This is a genomic window from Pseudoalteromonas sp. P1-16-1b, assembly GCF_001401785.1.
GTDB lineage: Bacteria > Pseudomonadota > Gammaproteobacteria > Enterobacterales > Alteromonadaceae > Pseudoalteromonas > Pseudoalteromonas undina.
Genome location: NZ_LKGQ01000015.1, coordinates 93,138 through 106,365 on the forward strand (window position 1 = coordinate 93,138; position 13,228 = coordinate 106,365).

A 13,228-nucleotide genomic window follows, 5' to 3' on the forward strand; every position below is an offset into this window, starting at 1 on the left:
TAACTGCTGACTACGTGCCATGCTAGGACTCAAAACAATTAAGCAGCTGGTGCTTCTTTCTTCTCTTCTCTTACAAGAGGAGACGCTTCAGTTACAGCGTTTTTAGTACGCATAACTAAGTTACGAAGCACTGCATCGTTGTAGCGGAAAGTAGTTTCTAGCTCGCTGATTACTTCAGTTGGTGCTTCAACGTTCATAAGAACATAATGAGCTTTATGAAGCTTGTTGATTGGGTAAGCCAGTTGACGACGGCCCCAGTCTTCAAGACGGTGGATAGTACCACCTGCTTCAGTGATAGAACCAGTATAACGTTCGATCATACCAGATACTTGCTCACTCTGATCAGGGTGAACCATGAATACGATTTCGTAATGACGCATGGATATTCCTTACGGTTAATAGAGCCTTCTACCGTTTCGGCCGGTCGGTTTAAGGCAAGGAATTAATAGTTTAAAAGCCGAAATGAGCGCGCATTTTACGCTTAGTAGGATAATTAAGCAAGCAGGTTTTTTAAGCTTTGATAGATAAGTGTTAAAGGTTTCGGGTTTCGGGTTTCGGGAAGACATTATTGGATACTCCCTTTATATCAACAAATAAAATAAAGATAAGTGCTTAATATTTACGGGGTAGACGCCGAGCTTGAAAAGCATAGCTTTAAATTATTTAAGCTCTACATTTGCTTCTAAAATATAAACATTTACTCAAACCTAAAGCCGTGCAATTATCAAGCAACACATTATTAAATAAGGATATTTATGAAGCTTTTATTATCGCTTGTATTAATACTTACTTTTAGTACCTCTTTTTTAAGCTATGCAAACACCGCTACAACCGACATAACCGTGGGTAAAAAAGTCATTCTTCAATCAAAAATACTTAACGAAGACAGACCTCTCAGAATTTTCATACCTGAAACCGTAAAAGACGAGCAGCCCCTTTATGTTATTTATTTACTTGATGGTGTTGAACACTTTCATACGGCGTCTGGCGTAATCAAATCCCTTGTTGATTACGATCAGATACCTAATGCCATGCTTGTTGCTATTGATACAACTAACCGTGTTCGTGATTACTTACCCAAAGTACAAGGCGAACCTAAAACGGAGTTTCAAACCTTTGTTAAAAGTAAATGGCCTGACGCAGGGCAAACTGACAATTTTTTAAAATTTGTGTCTGACGAACTCATGCCCTTCATAAATAGCAATTACTCCACTAACGGCTACAGCACCTTAATTGGTCACTCTAATGCTGGTACATTAGCGCTTTATACTTTAGTTAATCAGCCTGAATTGTTTAACAACTACATAGCTATTAGCCCAAATAGTTGGTGGAGTGACGAAGAGTTAAAAAATAATATTATTAAATACACTAAAAACCCTAAAGGTGCTCAAGAGTTATTTATTAGTGTAGCGAGTGAAGGCGCACGTTTTTATACAGGTGCATTAAATACGTTAGTAAATTTAGAACAACAAATGCCCACACAGCTAAAATGGGAATATAAGCATTACCCTACTTTTACTCATATGGGCACCATACTGCCAGCACTTAGCGATAGCTTAATTCACTTATTTAGCGACCTAATATTTAAAGTGACTGACGAGCACGGAAAATTTGCGGATGTATCATTGATTACCGGTTATTACCAAGCACTTAGTGATAAGTACGGATTTGAGCTTAAAATTCCACAAGATGTGTACGTAGAATTTGCGCATAGTCAGCAAAAGTTTGGTAACACTAAAAAAGCTATTTCCACACTTAAACGCTTTACTAGCGATTATCCTAATGCTGCATACTCCCACATGCGATTATCGCAAGGTTACACGGCTGACAAACAGTTTAAAGAAGCCGTTACCAGCATGACACACGCACTAGAACTTGCTAAACAGAACTCGCGTGACCCATTGTTAATCGATGCGCTCAAAGATATGGTGAATGAAGCACAAGAAAATTTGTAGCTCATTAATTTAAAGCATTACGAGCTTCGCTTGTCGCGTCAGCAAGCTGTACGCATACACTAAAGAAAGCATTAGCCTATAAAAAAACCGATGCTTAAACTAAACATCGGTTTTTATTTTACTGAAAGCTGACAGCTAAAAACTGACCGCTTGTATTTATCACTTCCCTATCGCTTCTTTGGCGAATAGGTGTTTGATTGGGCCTAGGTTATCAACGAGTGATAGCCCTACTCCCCGAATCAGCTTTTTAACTGGGTTTGCACCTTCAAATAGCTCTTTGAGCCCTTGCATCATGGCGATGTGTTTTTGTGCGTCGAGCTTACGGGTGCGCTCGTAATCACGCAGTGTGCGCGTACTGGCAAATTCTTTGGCGTCTTGACTTAGTAGCTCAATTAAATAAGCGGCATCTTTTAGGCCCAGGTTCATACCGAGCCCTGCTAATGGATGAATGGTATGCGCTGCATCGCCCATTAACACCACCTTGCCATTAACCCATTGTTGGGCGTAACGCATTTTAAGAGGGAATGCGACGCGCTTACTTTGCACTTCACATAAACCACATTGGCCATCTATGGCAGCCATAACTGCTTTATTAAAGGCGGTGTCGTCCATTGCTAACAATTCATCACAATGATTCGGGCTGGTTGACCACACAATTGAATGAGTATGCACATCGCTTAGTGGTAAAAACGCTAGTGGCCCAGTTGGTAAAAATACTTGGCGTGCGGTATTTGCATGTGACTCTTTGGTTTTAACTGTCGCCACTAACGCATGGTGATCGTAATCTTTAAAGCTCAATGCCATATTAAACTGTTTACGAATCGCTGAATTTGCGCCATCGGCCGCCACCAGCAGTTTAGCAATAATAGGCTCGCCAGTTTTTAAATTAATAAATACGTCAGACTCACTTTGATGTATTTGCTGATACTCAGTATCAAACATAAGTGTGGCATTACTTTGTTGCTCAAGCTCTTTTATTAATGCAAAGCGAATAATGTCGTTTTCAACAATGTGCCCTAAATGCTCAAGCTCAAGTTGCTCGTTATTAAAGGTTATTTTTCCAAAGCTATCGGCATCGCGAACATCCATATGCGTATAAGCACAAGCACGCTCAGCTATTATGTATGGCCATACATTTAACTGCTCGAGCAAGGTTTGGCTGGCAATACTTAGTGCACTAACTCGTAAGCCATAATCATCGCTAGGTGGAGCTTGAGTTGGCGCAGCATCTAACACAGCCACGCTAATATTCGCTTTAGCAAGCCCGAGCGCCAGCGTTAACCCAACGCAGCCACCACCCACTATACAAACCTGTACTTGTTTCATAAACGTGTACCTTGTTTAACTTGACCCATTAATTGTTTTGCTAATGGGGCTTTTAATGCAGGGAATAAATCCATTGAAAATAGCCCAATACTTCGACCAAGCGCTAACACCCGTGATGAATTTGAAAAAAGTCGAACCAAGGCATCGGTCAATGTCATTACGGTTTTTATATCATCACTGCGCTTGATTGAATATTGACGAGTAAAAGCATAGCTACCTAAATCATGTTCACTGTTTGCAATTAAGTTACTCAGCACTTGTACATCTCGCAACCCTAAATTAAAGCCTTGTCCTGCAATAGGATGAATTGCGTGTGCCGCGTTGCCTATCACCACTGTGCGGTGCGTCGTTAACGATTCTATTTGCCCATAAACTAGAGGGTAGCTAGCGCGCATACCGACTTTTATAAACTGTCCTGCTCGATAACCAAAGGCAGTTTGCAGCGCACTTATAAAGTCTGGTTCACTTAGCGACATATACTGCTCAATATGTTCTTGGCGCATACACCATACTAACGAATAGCGGTTATTACTCATGGGTAATAAAGCCATTGGGCCATTTTGGGTAAACCGCTCAAACGCCTGATGATGGTGTCCACCAGCGACTTCTATATTGGCAATAATCGCACCTTGTTCATAAGGCTGGGTATTGAAGCCGAGCCCCAATAAATTACGAGTTGGCGACTGTGCACCGTCGGCAATCACCAACAGCTTAGCACTGAGTTTTTCGCTACTTTGTAATGTAAGTTCATTACTATCGGCGTTTTGTTTTATCGCTGTTACGCTATCTGGGCAAAAAAGCGATATGTTTGATTGCATTAAACGCTGATGCAGCGCTCTGCCAAATGGGTTTACCTCTACCACATAACCTAATGAGGGTTTTGCAAACTCATCACACTGTATATGGGTTTTACCAAAGTGCCCTTTGTCTGACACACTCACTTTTTTTATGGCGGCAGCATAGGGAGCGTTCATTTCAAATAAATTGAGGCTTTGTAAATACTCTACCGACTGCTGGGCAAGTGCGATGCTTCTGTCATCAAAGCTTGGGTGATAATCAGTGGTTACTCGATTTGCTTCAATTACAGCAATATTTAAGCTGGGATTTTTTTTACTTATACTCAGAGCACAACTTGCGCCAACTAAACCACCACCAATTACTACAATATCAAACTGCTTAGCCACTTTTATCTCCAAGCTTATGCGTTTTTAGCGCTTTGCATTAACGCTTCTATTTCACTAATTGTTTTAGGCACGCTAATGGTTAAGTTGTCGTGACCTGAATCAGTTACTAATAAGTTATCTTCAATACGAATACCTATACCTTGGTATTTTTGAGGCGCATTTGAGTCTTTACTAATATACAGCCCAGGCTCAATGGTTAGCACCATACCCGGCTCTAAGACACGCTCTTGGTTATTAACCTTGTAATCGCCCACATCGTGAACATCGAGTCCTAACCAGTGACCAAGACCATGCATGTAGTATTCTTTACAGGCACCTTGTGCCATTAATTCATCAAAATCGCCGGTTAAAATACCTAAATCGAGTAACCCTTGGGTTAGTACTTGCATAGCGAGTTTATTTGCCTGAGATAAAAGGCCACCGGGTTTTATTTCGCTAAATGCGATTTCTTGCGCTTTAAGTACAATATTATAAAGCGCAGCTTGCTCAGTGCTAAATTTACCGTTAACGGGGAAAGTACGTGTTATATCGGCGGCGTAGCCTTGTAGCTCACAGCCTGAATCAATCAGTACTAAGTCGCCATTGTTTAATACGTCGCTATTTTGGGTGTAGTGCAAAATATTGGCGTTATCGCCACTGCCGACAATAGTGCCATAAGCAGGATGTGGCGCACCGTTCATTGCATAGTGATGATGAAGCTCTGCCTCTAGTTGAAACTCGGTTGCGCCAACGTGGGAAAAACGCATGGCTCGCATGTGTGCTCGAGCGCTTATTTCACAGCCCTCACGCATAATGTTAATTTCGCCTGGCGATTTAAATAAGCGCATTTCATGCAATAAAGGGCGAATATCTTTAATTGTACTCGGTGCTGTATCCCCTTTTTTAGGGGCACTGCGCAAAGTGTTAAGCATTGAAAATACTTTGCCATCAAAGGCAGGATACGTCCCTTGTGCATAAAATAAAATCTGTTGGCCGTTCACCAAATTCAATAATTGTTCATTTAGCTCACTAAGTGCATAAGTTTTGTCGAATAAGTATTCGCTTTGTGCTTTTTCAAAACCAATGCGTCTGCCGTGCCATACCTCTGCAAGTTTGTCTTTATCTAAACAAAATAATAGTGAGGGTGTATCACTGTTTTTGCAAAGCACCAACACGGCATCGGGTTCGTTAAAACCAGTTAAGTAAAAAAAGTCACTGTCTTGTCGAAACGGATAATGAGTATCACGGCTACGCGTGAGCTCTGTTGCAGCGGGAATTATAGCAATACTGTTATTATCCATTGCCGCCAATAAACGCTCGCGGCGCGCTTTAAACTCTGACTTTTGTATTTCAACCATTAATAACTAACCCATTACTTTTATTGTGTTGCTCAATTAATGCAGTGTTTTTTTGTTGCTTTGTGGATTTTGCTCTTTGCCTAGCTCAGCAAAACACAATAGCGCCGATACGCGGACGTACTCAATCACTTCATGCAGTGCTTGGCTATCTTCTTCGGTTTCTTCAAAGGTTGTATCTAGGCGTGTAATCTCGCTAAAGTCGCTGATCACTTCTTTTACATCTGCCGACAGCTTGCCATAATCTTTTTGCTTTAAGCCAAAACCCAACATAAACCCAGCTACCCATGATACGAGCCCGTTAGCCTGATCGATGAGTGTTTCGTCATCACTAGGTAAAAACAAGTCAAATTGAAACTCTTCGTTATTAAAACTTTCAACCACTTGTTGATAAATTTGGCCAAAAAACTGTTTTAAATCGTTGCTAAACGACTCGCCATCATTAAATACATCGCTCAGTAAGCCTAAATACTCTTTATCGTCAATGCTTAGCCCACAAGCAAGTAAACCGCTAATAACGCCATGCGCTTCTGCGGGTGATACAAATATTTCGTTTTTCTCTAAAAGAAGTTGGGCTTTTTCGTAATCTGGTAAGTTATTCATAATGACGTCTTCGCTTTGCTAATTAAAGCAATGCTACCACTCGATAAAAAGCAACTCCAATGAATTCTATGACTGAGGTCAAAAGCAAGCGATTGAAAAGCTGATTAAGTTCAAAAAGCAATCTTAAAAGTAAATACAAGATTAAATTTGCAGAAAAACTGAGCGAACAGTTTAATTTTTTACGATTGGGGTTTAAGGATTGGAATATGTCTTATATACTAAATTTGTTCCCTGGGGTGCAGGAGCTTGGTTAAGTCCCTGAGCCGATAAATTTTATACCAGGATTTTTGTTCGTTTACTATTGTGCAAGCTCGGCATGTACCGAGAAGCCTACGGTAAACCGCAGATTTCCGCCCTGAAACCTCAAGGTTTCAGGACTGACACCGGGCACCGCATTCTCGGGGAACACCTTCCTTTATAGCTTAGGTTCTCAAGCATTTCTTTATAACTAAATATTCCCTATCTTTCGTCTTTAAATATATCGAACTGCGTTTCCACAGCCCGATATTAAACTTATTTCTAACACCTATCCCTTTGTCTTTTTAATGCCTAACACTACTTAAACCAACCTTGAAAGCGCTCCATCAGCATATAGTTAACGGGAACAAGTAATAAGGTTATAAAAGTCGCAAATATAATCCCAAATCCTAAGCTTACTGCCATAGGTATTAAAAACTGCGCCTGAGTCGCCTTTTCAAACAGCAGCGGCATTAAACCTATAAAAGTGGTTAAACTGGTAAGCATAACTGGGCGAAAGCGCGATGCGCCAGCAAGTTTAACTGCCTCTATTAAATCGCCACCTTCGCTGCGTTTTTTATTAATGAAATCCACTAATACAAGCGAATCGTTCACTACAACCCCTATTAACGCAAGCATACCTAGTAGGCTCATAATGGTTAAATCCATACCCATTATCCAGTGCCCTACTACTGCGCCAATCATGCCAAATGGAATAACACTCATAACAATAATTGGTTGCATGTATGACTTAAACGGAATGGCCAATAACGCATAAATTATAAAAAACACAAACACTAACGCCCAAGCCAATGAGCCAAACGACTCTCTTTGCTCTTTGGCTTCACCTTCGAGTTTGTAATCAACACCTGGGTATTGCTGCATTAACTCGTCTAAATATTGTGTTAGGTCGGCTTGAAGCACCGTCATGTTGGTGTTGTTTTTTTCAATATCAGCCGTCACGTTTAGTGTGCGATAACGATCAATACGGTTTATGGTTGATGGGCTTTGTCCTGCCGTAAGTGTTGCCACGTGCGACAATGGCACAGAACCGCCATCGGGAGTGCTTATTAGTATGTTTTGTAAATCAGCTACAGAGCGGCGCTCGTCAATAGGTAAACGAACCATTACACGCACGTCGTCTCGTCCGCGTTGAATACGCTGAACCTGCGAGCCAAAAAACGAATTACGCACTTGTCCTGCCACATTTACACGGTTTAAACCAAGCGCCAAACCTTGTTGCGTAAGCTCTATACGCAACTCTTCTTTACCGTCAGACATACTGTCGGCAATATCAAACACCGTTGGGTACGTTGTTAAACGATTTTTAATATTATCAGCTACATCTTGCAATATTGTTAGTGAAGTACCACTTAGTTGAACGTCTATTGGGTCTGAACTTCGGCCAATTTCAGCTCTAAATGTTAGGCTTTCAGCGCCAGGAATAACACCAATTAAATCGCGCCATTCACTAGCAAGCTCTCGCGAACCTATATCTGACTCACGCTGCTCAGCAGGTGTAATCTCAAAGCGTACCGCTCCGGAGTTAGACGCGCCACCGCGTCCGCCAGTAGTGGCTAATATATTTAAAATAACGCTTTCGCCTGTATTAGGATCGCGATATTTGTCTTGTAATTGCTGCGCTTTTTCGGACATATCAATCACGTATTTATTGGTTACTTCAAACGGTGTACCTGTTGGCAGTGTTAGATTGACTCGTACAGTTTCGCTAGGAATTCGTGGGAAAAAGATAAACTTAGTCCAACCACTGGTGATCATGGTTAAAATAATAAAAAATACCCCCACAAATAAACTAACCGTTGCTAGTTTATGGCGTAAAGCAGTGTTTAATATAGGTTGGTAATATTTTAAAATTGCACTTTCAAAGCCATCAGCAAAACGTTGTTGAATCGCTTCAAACTTAGATGGTTCACCTTTTTGATGGCGTAGTTTTATGTATTTTAAATGTGCTGGTAACACAAATTTAGATTCAATTAGCGAAAACAATAAAACTGGAATAACCACTACCGGAATTTGTGCAAATAAGGCGCCGCGCGCCCCTTCAATAAATGCTAAAGGTAAAAAGGCAGCAACGGTAGTCAGTACACCAAAGGTAACCGGAGTCGCAACTTCTTGAGTACCCAAAATAGCAGCCTGCTCACCCGATTTTGCCGTTTTTAAATGGGTATACACGTTTTCGCCGGTTACTATGGCGTCATCTACTACAATACCAAGTACTAAAATAAAGCCGAATAAGCTCATTATATTTAACGTTACACCAAAAATTGGCATCGCGATAAATGCGCCCATAAACGATACAGGAATACCAATAAACACCCAAAATGCAATTGCTGGGCGTAAAAATAGCGTGAGCAGTGCCAGTACTAAAATACCACCTTGTAAAGCATTACTGGTTAAGGTGGCGATACGGCTTTTAACTAACTCTGAATCGTCATCCCAATAGCTTAGTTTAAAACCTTGTGGTAGCGTGGCTTGCTGTTCTTCAATGTAGTTTTTAACATCGTCTGCCACGGTTATCGCGCTTTGCGGGCCAATTCGGTAAACGTCTATAAACGCCGCTTGCTTACCATTAAAACGGGTGCGTACTGGCGTTTCTTCAAAATCGTCTTTAATTGTAGCAATATCACCTAAGCGGATAATCGTTCCGTCGGCTTGGTTTTTTACTACTATGCTGGCAAATTCATCTTTACGATAAGCCTGCCCTTTTGAGCTAATTAGTACATCGCCACCTTCTGTTTTTAAGTTACCAGCAGAAATATCAGAACTTGAATTAGCAATAGCACTCGATATTTGCGCAAGGCTTAGGCTGTACTGGCGAAGTGTGTCTTGGCTAACTTCAATGGCTAACTCGTAGTCTCGTACACCACTTAGCTCTACCTGCGTTACGTTAGGCAAACGCAGTATTTGATCTCGCACTTTTTCTGCATATTCACGCGTTTCTTTTTCGCCGTAATCGCTTGATACGGTAACGGCTATTACTTCTCTTTTACGCTCAGCCAGCGCAACAATCGGTTTTTCTGCATCGCCAGGAAACGTATTAATCGCATCTACTCGGCTTTTAATATCAGCCAACAGTTCACGAGGATCGTAACCACTTTCAACCTCAATGGTTACAGAGCCTGAGCCCTCTGACGAGCGGCTAAATATTTGTTTAATGCCCTCTAGGTCTTGCACGGCCTCTTCTATACGAATTGTTACGCCCTGCTCTACATCTTCAGGGGTTGCACCACGCAGGCTAACACCTACGCTTATCATGTCTGTTTCGAAAGACGGAAACACCTCAAGTGGTATTTTACTCGATAAACTAAATAGTCCCGACAACAACAAAGTTACTAACAATAAGTTGGCAGCAACATGGTTTTTGGTAAACCAAGCAATCATGCTTTATCTCCTTGCTTGGCCGCGCGACGATTTTTTATTAACTCTTCAACACTAATACCAAGCTCTTTTGCTTTTTGCTCTAGCTGCTCACGAGTCGGGCGCTTATTTTTAGGTACTTTTTCTTTTGGCTGTGCACCTAAAATACTCACTTTAGTGCCTGAGCTTACTTGACCTAGCGGCGTGACAACTAATTTATCGTTCGCTTTTAAACCGGTTTTGATCATTGCTTGATTGGCGTTTTGCCATGCAAAAGTAACGTTTTTACGCTTTAATACATCACCTTCAACCACATAAACATAAGCACCTTGATAAATTGTGCTGTTAGGAATGATCAACGTATTTTGCACTGTTTTACCCGCTATTTGCGCCTTAATGTATTGCCCTATTTTAATTGGATACTGATTACTGGCGGTTGATTTATATGGGTCGTCTATTTTTGCTACCACGTAAAGTTGCTGCGCGTTTTCGTCAATAGCGCCTTCAGTGCGTGCAAGTTGGCCTTGCCATGTTTGCTCACCCACTAAATCAGAACTAAATTTAACTAACGAACCCGCTTGGTTTTTAGCACCATCACGGTATTGCTCTGGCAGGTTAACAAACGAAAGGTCTTTATTTTTTATTGGTAAGCGAATTTCAACACTATCAATAGCGTAAATAGTGGCAAGTTGGGTATTGTTACTCACTACTTGACCTAAATCGACACTGCGACTCAGTATGCGCCCAGCATAAGGTGCAGTAACCTTTGTCCGTTCTAAATCAAGCTCAGCTTTTTCAAGAGCAGCTTGAGCCGATAGCACTTGTGCTTGCGCAGCTGCTAATTGCGGCTCACGTAATACCAAGCTGCTGGCTTGGCTTGAACCACCAAGGCGCTTCCAATCAGTTAGTGCTTGTTGCCCGCGGGCCTTTTCTTCTAATAAGCTTTGCTCTGCTGTGAGTAAATTAGCTTGAGCAGATTTAACCTCTGCCTGATGATCTCTATCATCTAGCTTTAATAACACGTCGCCTTTTTCAAAAAAACCACCTTCTCTAAACTCATCGCTCACTTCAATTATTTGCCCAGATGCTTGAGCAACAAGTAAGCTTTGTGTTCGAGGTTTTACCGTACCGTAGCTGTCTATCATTACTTGATAACTTTGAGGCACAAGCTCAAGTACAGACACACTAATTGCTGCTTTTGGTGCTGAACTAAAGCGTCTCGCCTCTGGCGGATTACTCTTAATAAAAAATACAATTAAAAGAGCGGTAACAACAACCGCGGCTGGAATAATAATTTTAGCTGTTTTAGTGTTCATCGTTATTGCTCTTTAAGTCGCTTGACGGTTTTTCAAAATCACCACCAAGGGCAACATATAGGTTAATTCTATTTGCGATTAATTGGTTTTTAATTTGTATTAATGAACTTTGCGCATCGAACGAGCGCCCTTGTGCATCCAATACTGTGGTGTAAGTGACCAAGCCACTTTGATATTGCTCAAACGATAACTGCTCGGCCGCAAGTGCATTTTTTTTTGCTTCAAGGGTACTGGTGTACTGCGCTTTTAAAGACTGCTGCTGCGATATTGCATTTTCTACATCAGCAAATGCATCGTACAGAGTTTGCAAGTATTGTTGCTCTTGCTTTTGAGTATTCAGACGCGCTATCTCTTCATTGGCTTGTAAACGCCCTCCCTCAAAAATAGGTGCCGAAATACTTCCGAGTAAAGACCATGCGAGGCTTGAAGGAGAAAACAAATCACTCACTCGATCTGTACTATCACTTAAGCTTGCAGTTAAATTTAAACTCGGAAAGCGCTGTTTATGCGCATAAGCCAGTGACGCATCACTAGCTAATAACTCGTACCAACTGGCAAGTAATGCGGGCTTTCGGGTAATGAGCTCTGAAGGAATACCAACTGGAATTTCGGTATCAACAACCGGTAAGTCAGTGCTTGCTGCAATAGCTCCTTTTGGGTACTCACCTAGTAAGCGCTCAAGCACTCGCGCTGCACTTGATAAACTCGCTGTTTGAGTGGCAATACGTGAGCGTTCGTTATTAAGCTCATTGCGGGCTAAATAAACATCAAGCGCTTCGTTTATACCTTGGCGGTAACCCGATTCAATTATATCGAGGTTTTGCTTAGCATTTTCTTCACGGCGCTTATATAAATCAAGTAGCTGCTGCGCAGACATAACATCAAACCAGCCTTGTACAACATCTGAAACTAGTTGCTGTTTAGCTTGTTCAAAACGCGCTTTTTGCGCTAAATATGAAAGGTTAGCTTCTCGTTTTGAATCTGACAGCTTACCCCATAAGTCAACTTCGTAATTTAAGTTTAAGCTGACAGAGCTGGCATTATTATAGCTAACAGGCCGGTTACCTTTACTGCGGCTAGTACGCGAAGATAAATCTAAACTAGGCCAAAGAGCTGATCCGGTTGCTATTAGTTGCTGCTTAGTAATAGCGACATCATAGCTGGTTTGTAATAGTTGTTGGTTGTTTTTAAGCGCTTGTTCTACGTATTTATTAAGTAATGGCGTGTGCAGTTGAGTTAACCATTCATCATCCACTTTTAATACCGAACTTGCTGATTGTTGCTGCCACTGCTGTGGTAAATTATTTGGAGCTTGTTGGCGCTGCGATGGGTTTAAGTTACTCACACAACCGCTTAGCATTATAATGCTTATTGCTAATAAAGATGGCTTATATTGCCACATCATGTTTAAACCTGATTAGTGCTATTTATGAATGTTATTCAATCACTTTAACAAACGTTGCTCAATTGACTTTACATAACATTACATAGCTTGCGATTAGTTTATAAGTGTATTTAATACGCCAAGCACTAACGTAATATTCACAAATAAATGAGTAAGCTAAGCTTTAACCAAAGAATTAATTGAAACTCTTAAAAAGTAGATATAGAAAAGACGGCAGGGTTTGCTGTTGGCATTACACCAGCTAAAGCGGCAAAAAATTGTCAGGAACAATTTTTAACATCTGAAAGATGGCCCGAAGGGGGAAATACAAGGGTGTATTTTATAATCGAACGTAGTTCGATGCCGAACAATGGCTAAGCTAAATTCAGAAACAAAAAAGCCCCGCATGTGCGAGGCTTTGTATAAATGGTGCCTCGACCCGGAATCGAACCAGGGACACGAGGATTTTCAATCCTCTGCTCTACCAACTGAGCTATCGAGGCACTTAAAC

9 protein-coding genes, 1 tRNA gene and 1 other RNA gene are annotated in these 13,228 nt (G+C 41.2%); 2 read left to right on the top strand and 9 right to left on the bottom strand.

What is annotated here, in order from left to right; translation table 11 throughout:
* Positions 1-38: 38 nt before the first annotated feature.
* Positions 39-380: a 30S ribosomal protein S6 gene (rpsF, locus tag AN392_RS12020; RefSeq protein WP_008110420.1), complete on the bottom strand. Its 342-nt coding sequence runs from the start codon at positions 378-380 to the stop codon at positions 39-41.
* Positions 381-755: 375 nt separating this feature from the next.
* Between rpsF and AN392_RS12025 the strand changes: the two genes are divergently transcribed.
* Positions 756-1,955: an alpha/beta hydrolase-fold protein gene (locus AN392_RS12025; RefSeq protein WP_055012857.1), complete on the top strand. Its 1,200-nt coding sequence runs from the start codon at positions 756-758 to the stop codon at positions 1,953-1,955.
* 159 nt (positions 1,956-2,114) lie between these two features.
* Here the strand turns inward: AN392_RS12025 and AN392_RS12030 are convergent, their stop codons facing one another.
* From AN392_RS12030 to AN392_RS12045, 4 genes are read right to left on the bottom strand one after another with little or no spacing between them, the layout of a single operon-like run.
* Positions 2,115-3,281, bottom strand: coding sequence for an FAD-dependent monooxygenase (locus AN392_RS12030; RefSeq protein ID WP_055012858.1), 1,167 nt, complete (start codon positions 3,279-3,281; stop codon positions 2,115-2,117).
* A complete protein-coding gene (gene ubiH, locus AN392_RS12035) occupies positions 3,278-4,465 on the bottom strand; it encodes a 2-octaprenyl-6-methoxyphenyl hydroxylase (RefSeq protein ID WP_055012859.1) in 1,188 nt (395 codons plus the stop codon). Before ubiH ends, AN392_RS12030 begins: the two co-directional genes overlap by 4 nt.
* Positions 4,466-4,479: 14 nt before the next feature.
* Positions 4,480-5,802, bottom strand: a complete 1,323-nt coding sequence (gene pepP, locus AN392_RS12040; protein ID WP_055012860.1) for a Xaa-Pro aminopeptidase — start codon at positions 5,800-5,802, stop codon at positions 4,480-4,482.
* Positions 5,803-5,838: 36 nt separating this feature from the next.
* Complete coding sequence (locus AN392_RS12045; protein ID WP_008110427.1) at positions 5,839-6,402, bottom strand: UPF0149 family protein; 564 nt, start codon at positions 6,400-6,402, stop codon at positions 5,839-5,841.
* Between the two features lie 225 nt (positions 6,403-6,627).
* On the opposite strand from AN392_RS12045, the gene ssrS reads away from it, so the two are divergent.
* Positions 6,628-6,811: non-coding RNA, 6S RNA (ssrS, locus tag AN392_RS18480), on the top strand.
* Positions 6,812-6,957: 146 nt separating this feature from the next.
* On the opposite strand, the gene AN392_RS12050 is transcribed toward ssrS, so the two are convergent.
* From AN392_RS12050 to AN392_RS12065, 4 genes are all read right to left on the bottom strand, one after another.
* Positions 6,958-10,041, bottom strand: coding sequence for an efflux RND transporter permease subunit (locus tag AN392_RS12050; RefSeq protein ID WP_055012861.1), 3,084 nt, complete (start codon positions 10,039-10,041; stop codon positions 6,958-6,960).
* Positions 10,038-11,333, bottom strand: a complete 1,296-nt coding sequence (locus tag AN392_RS12055; protein WP_055012862.1) for an efflux RND transporter periplasmic adaptor subunit — start codon at positions 11,331-11,333, stop codon at positions 10,038-10,040. The genes AN392_RS12050 and AN392_RS12055 overlap by 4 nt, the downstream gene beginning before the upstream one ends.
* A complete protein-coding gene (locus AN392_RS12060; protein WP_055012863.1) occupies positions 11,323-12,738 on the bottom strand; it encodes a TolC family protein in 1,416 nt (471 codons plus the stop codon). Before AN392_RS12060 ends, AN392_RS12055 begins: the two co-directional genes overlap by 11 nt.
* Positions 12,739-13,144: 406 nt before the next feature.
* Positions 13,145-13,220 (bottom strand) — tRNA-Phe (locus tag AN392_RS12065).
* Between the last annotated feature and the right edge of the window lie 8 nt (positions 13,221-13,228).

What these genes read in the sequence shown, in the direction of transcription:
- AN392_RS12050 (WP_055012861.1), bottom strand. Translation starts at nt 10,041, where the DNA reads ATGATTGCTTGGTTTACCAAAAACCATGTTGCTGCCAACTTATTGTTA.
- rpsF (WP_008110420.1), bottom strand. Translation starts at nt 380, where the DNA reads ATGCGTCATTACGAAATCGTATTCATGGTTCACCCTGATCAGAGTGAG.
- AN392_RS12025 (WP_055012857.1), top strand. Translation starts at nt 756, where the DNA reads ATGAAGCTTTTATTATCGCTTGTATTAATACTTACTTTTAGTACCTCT.
- AN392_RS12030 (WP_055012858.1), bottom strand. Translation starts at nt 3,281, where the DNA reads ATGAAACAAGTACAGGTTTGTATAGTGGGTGGTGGCTGCGTTGGGTTA.
- AN392_RS12055 (WP_055012862.1), bottom strand. Translation starts at nt 11,333, where the DNA reads ATGAACACTAAAACAGCTAAAATTATTATTCCAGCCGCGGTTGTTGTT.
- AN392_RS12045 (WP_008110427.1), bottom strand. Translation starts at nt 6,402, where the DNA reads ATGAATAACTTACCAGATTACGAAAAAGCCCAACTTCTTTTAGAGAAA.
- pepP (WP_055012860.1), bottom strand. Translation starts at nt 5,802, where the DNA reads ATGGTTGAAATACAAAAGTCAGAGTTTAAAGCGCGCCGCGAGCGTTTA.
- AN392_RS12060 (WP_055012863.1), bottom strand. Translation starts at nt 12,738, where the DNA reads ATGATGTGGCAATATAAGCCATCTTTATTAGCAATAAGCATTATAATG.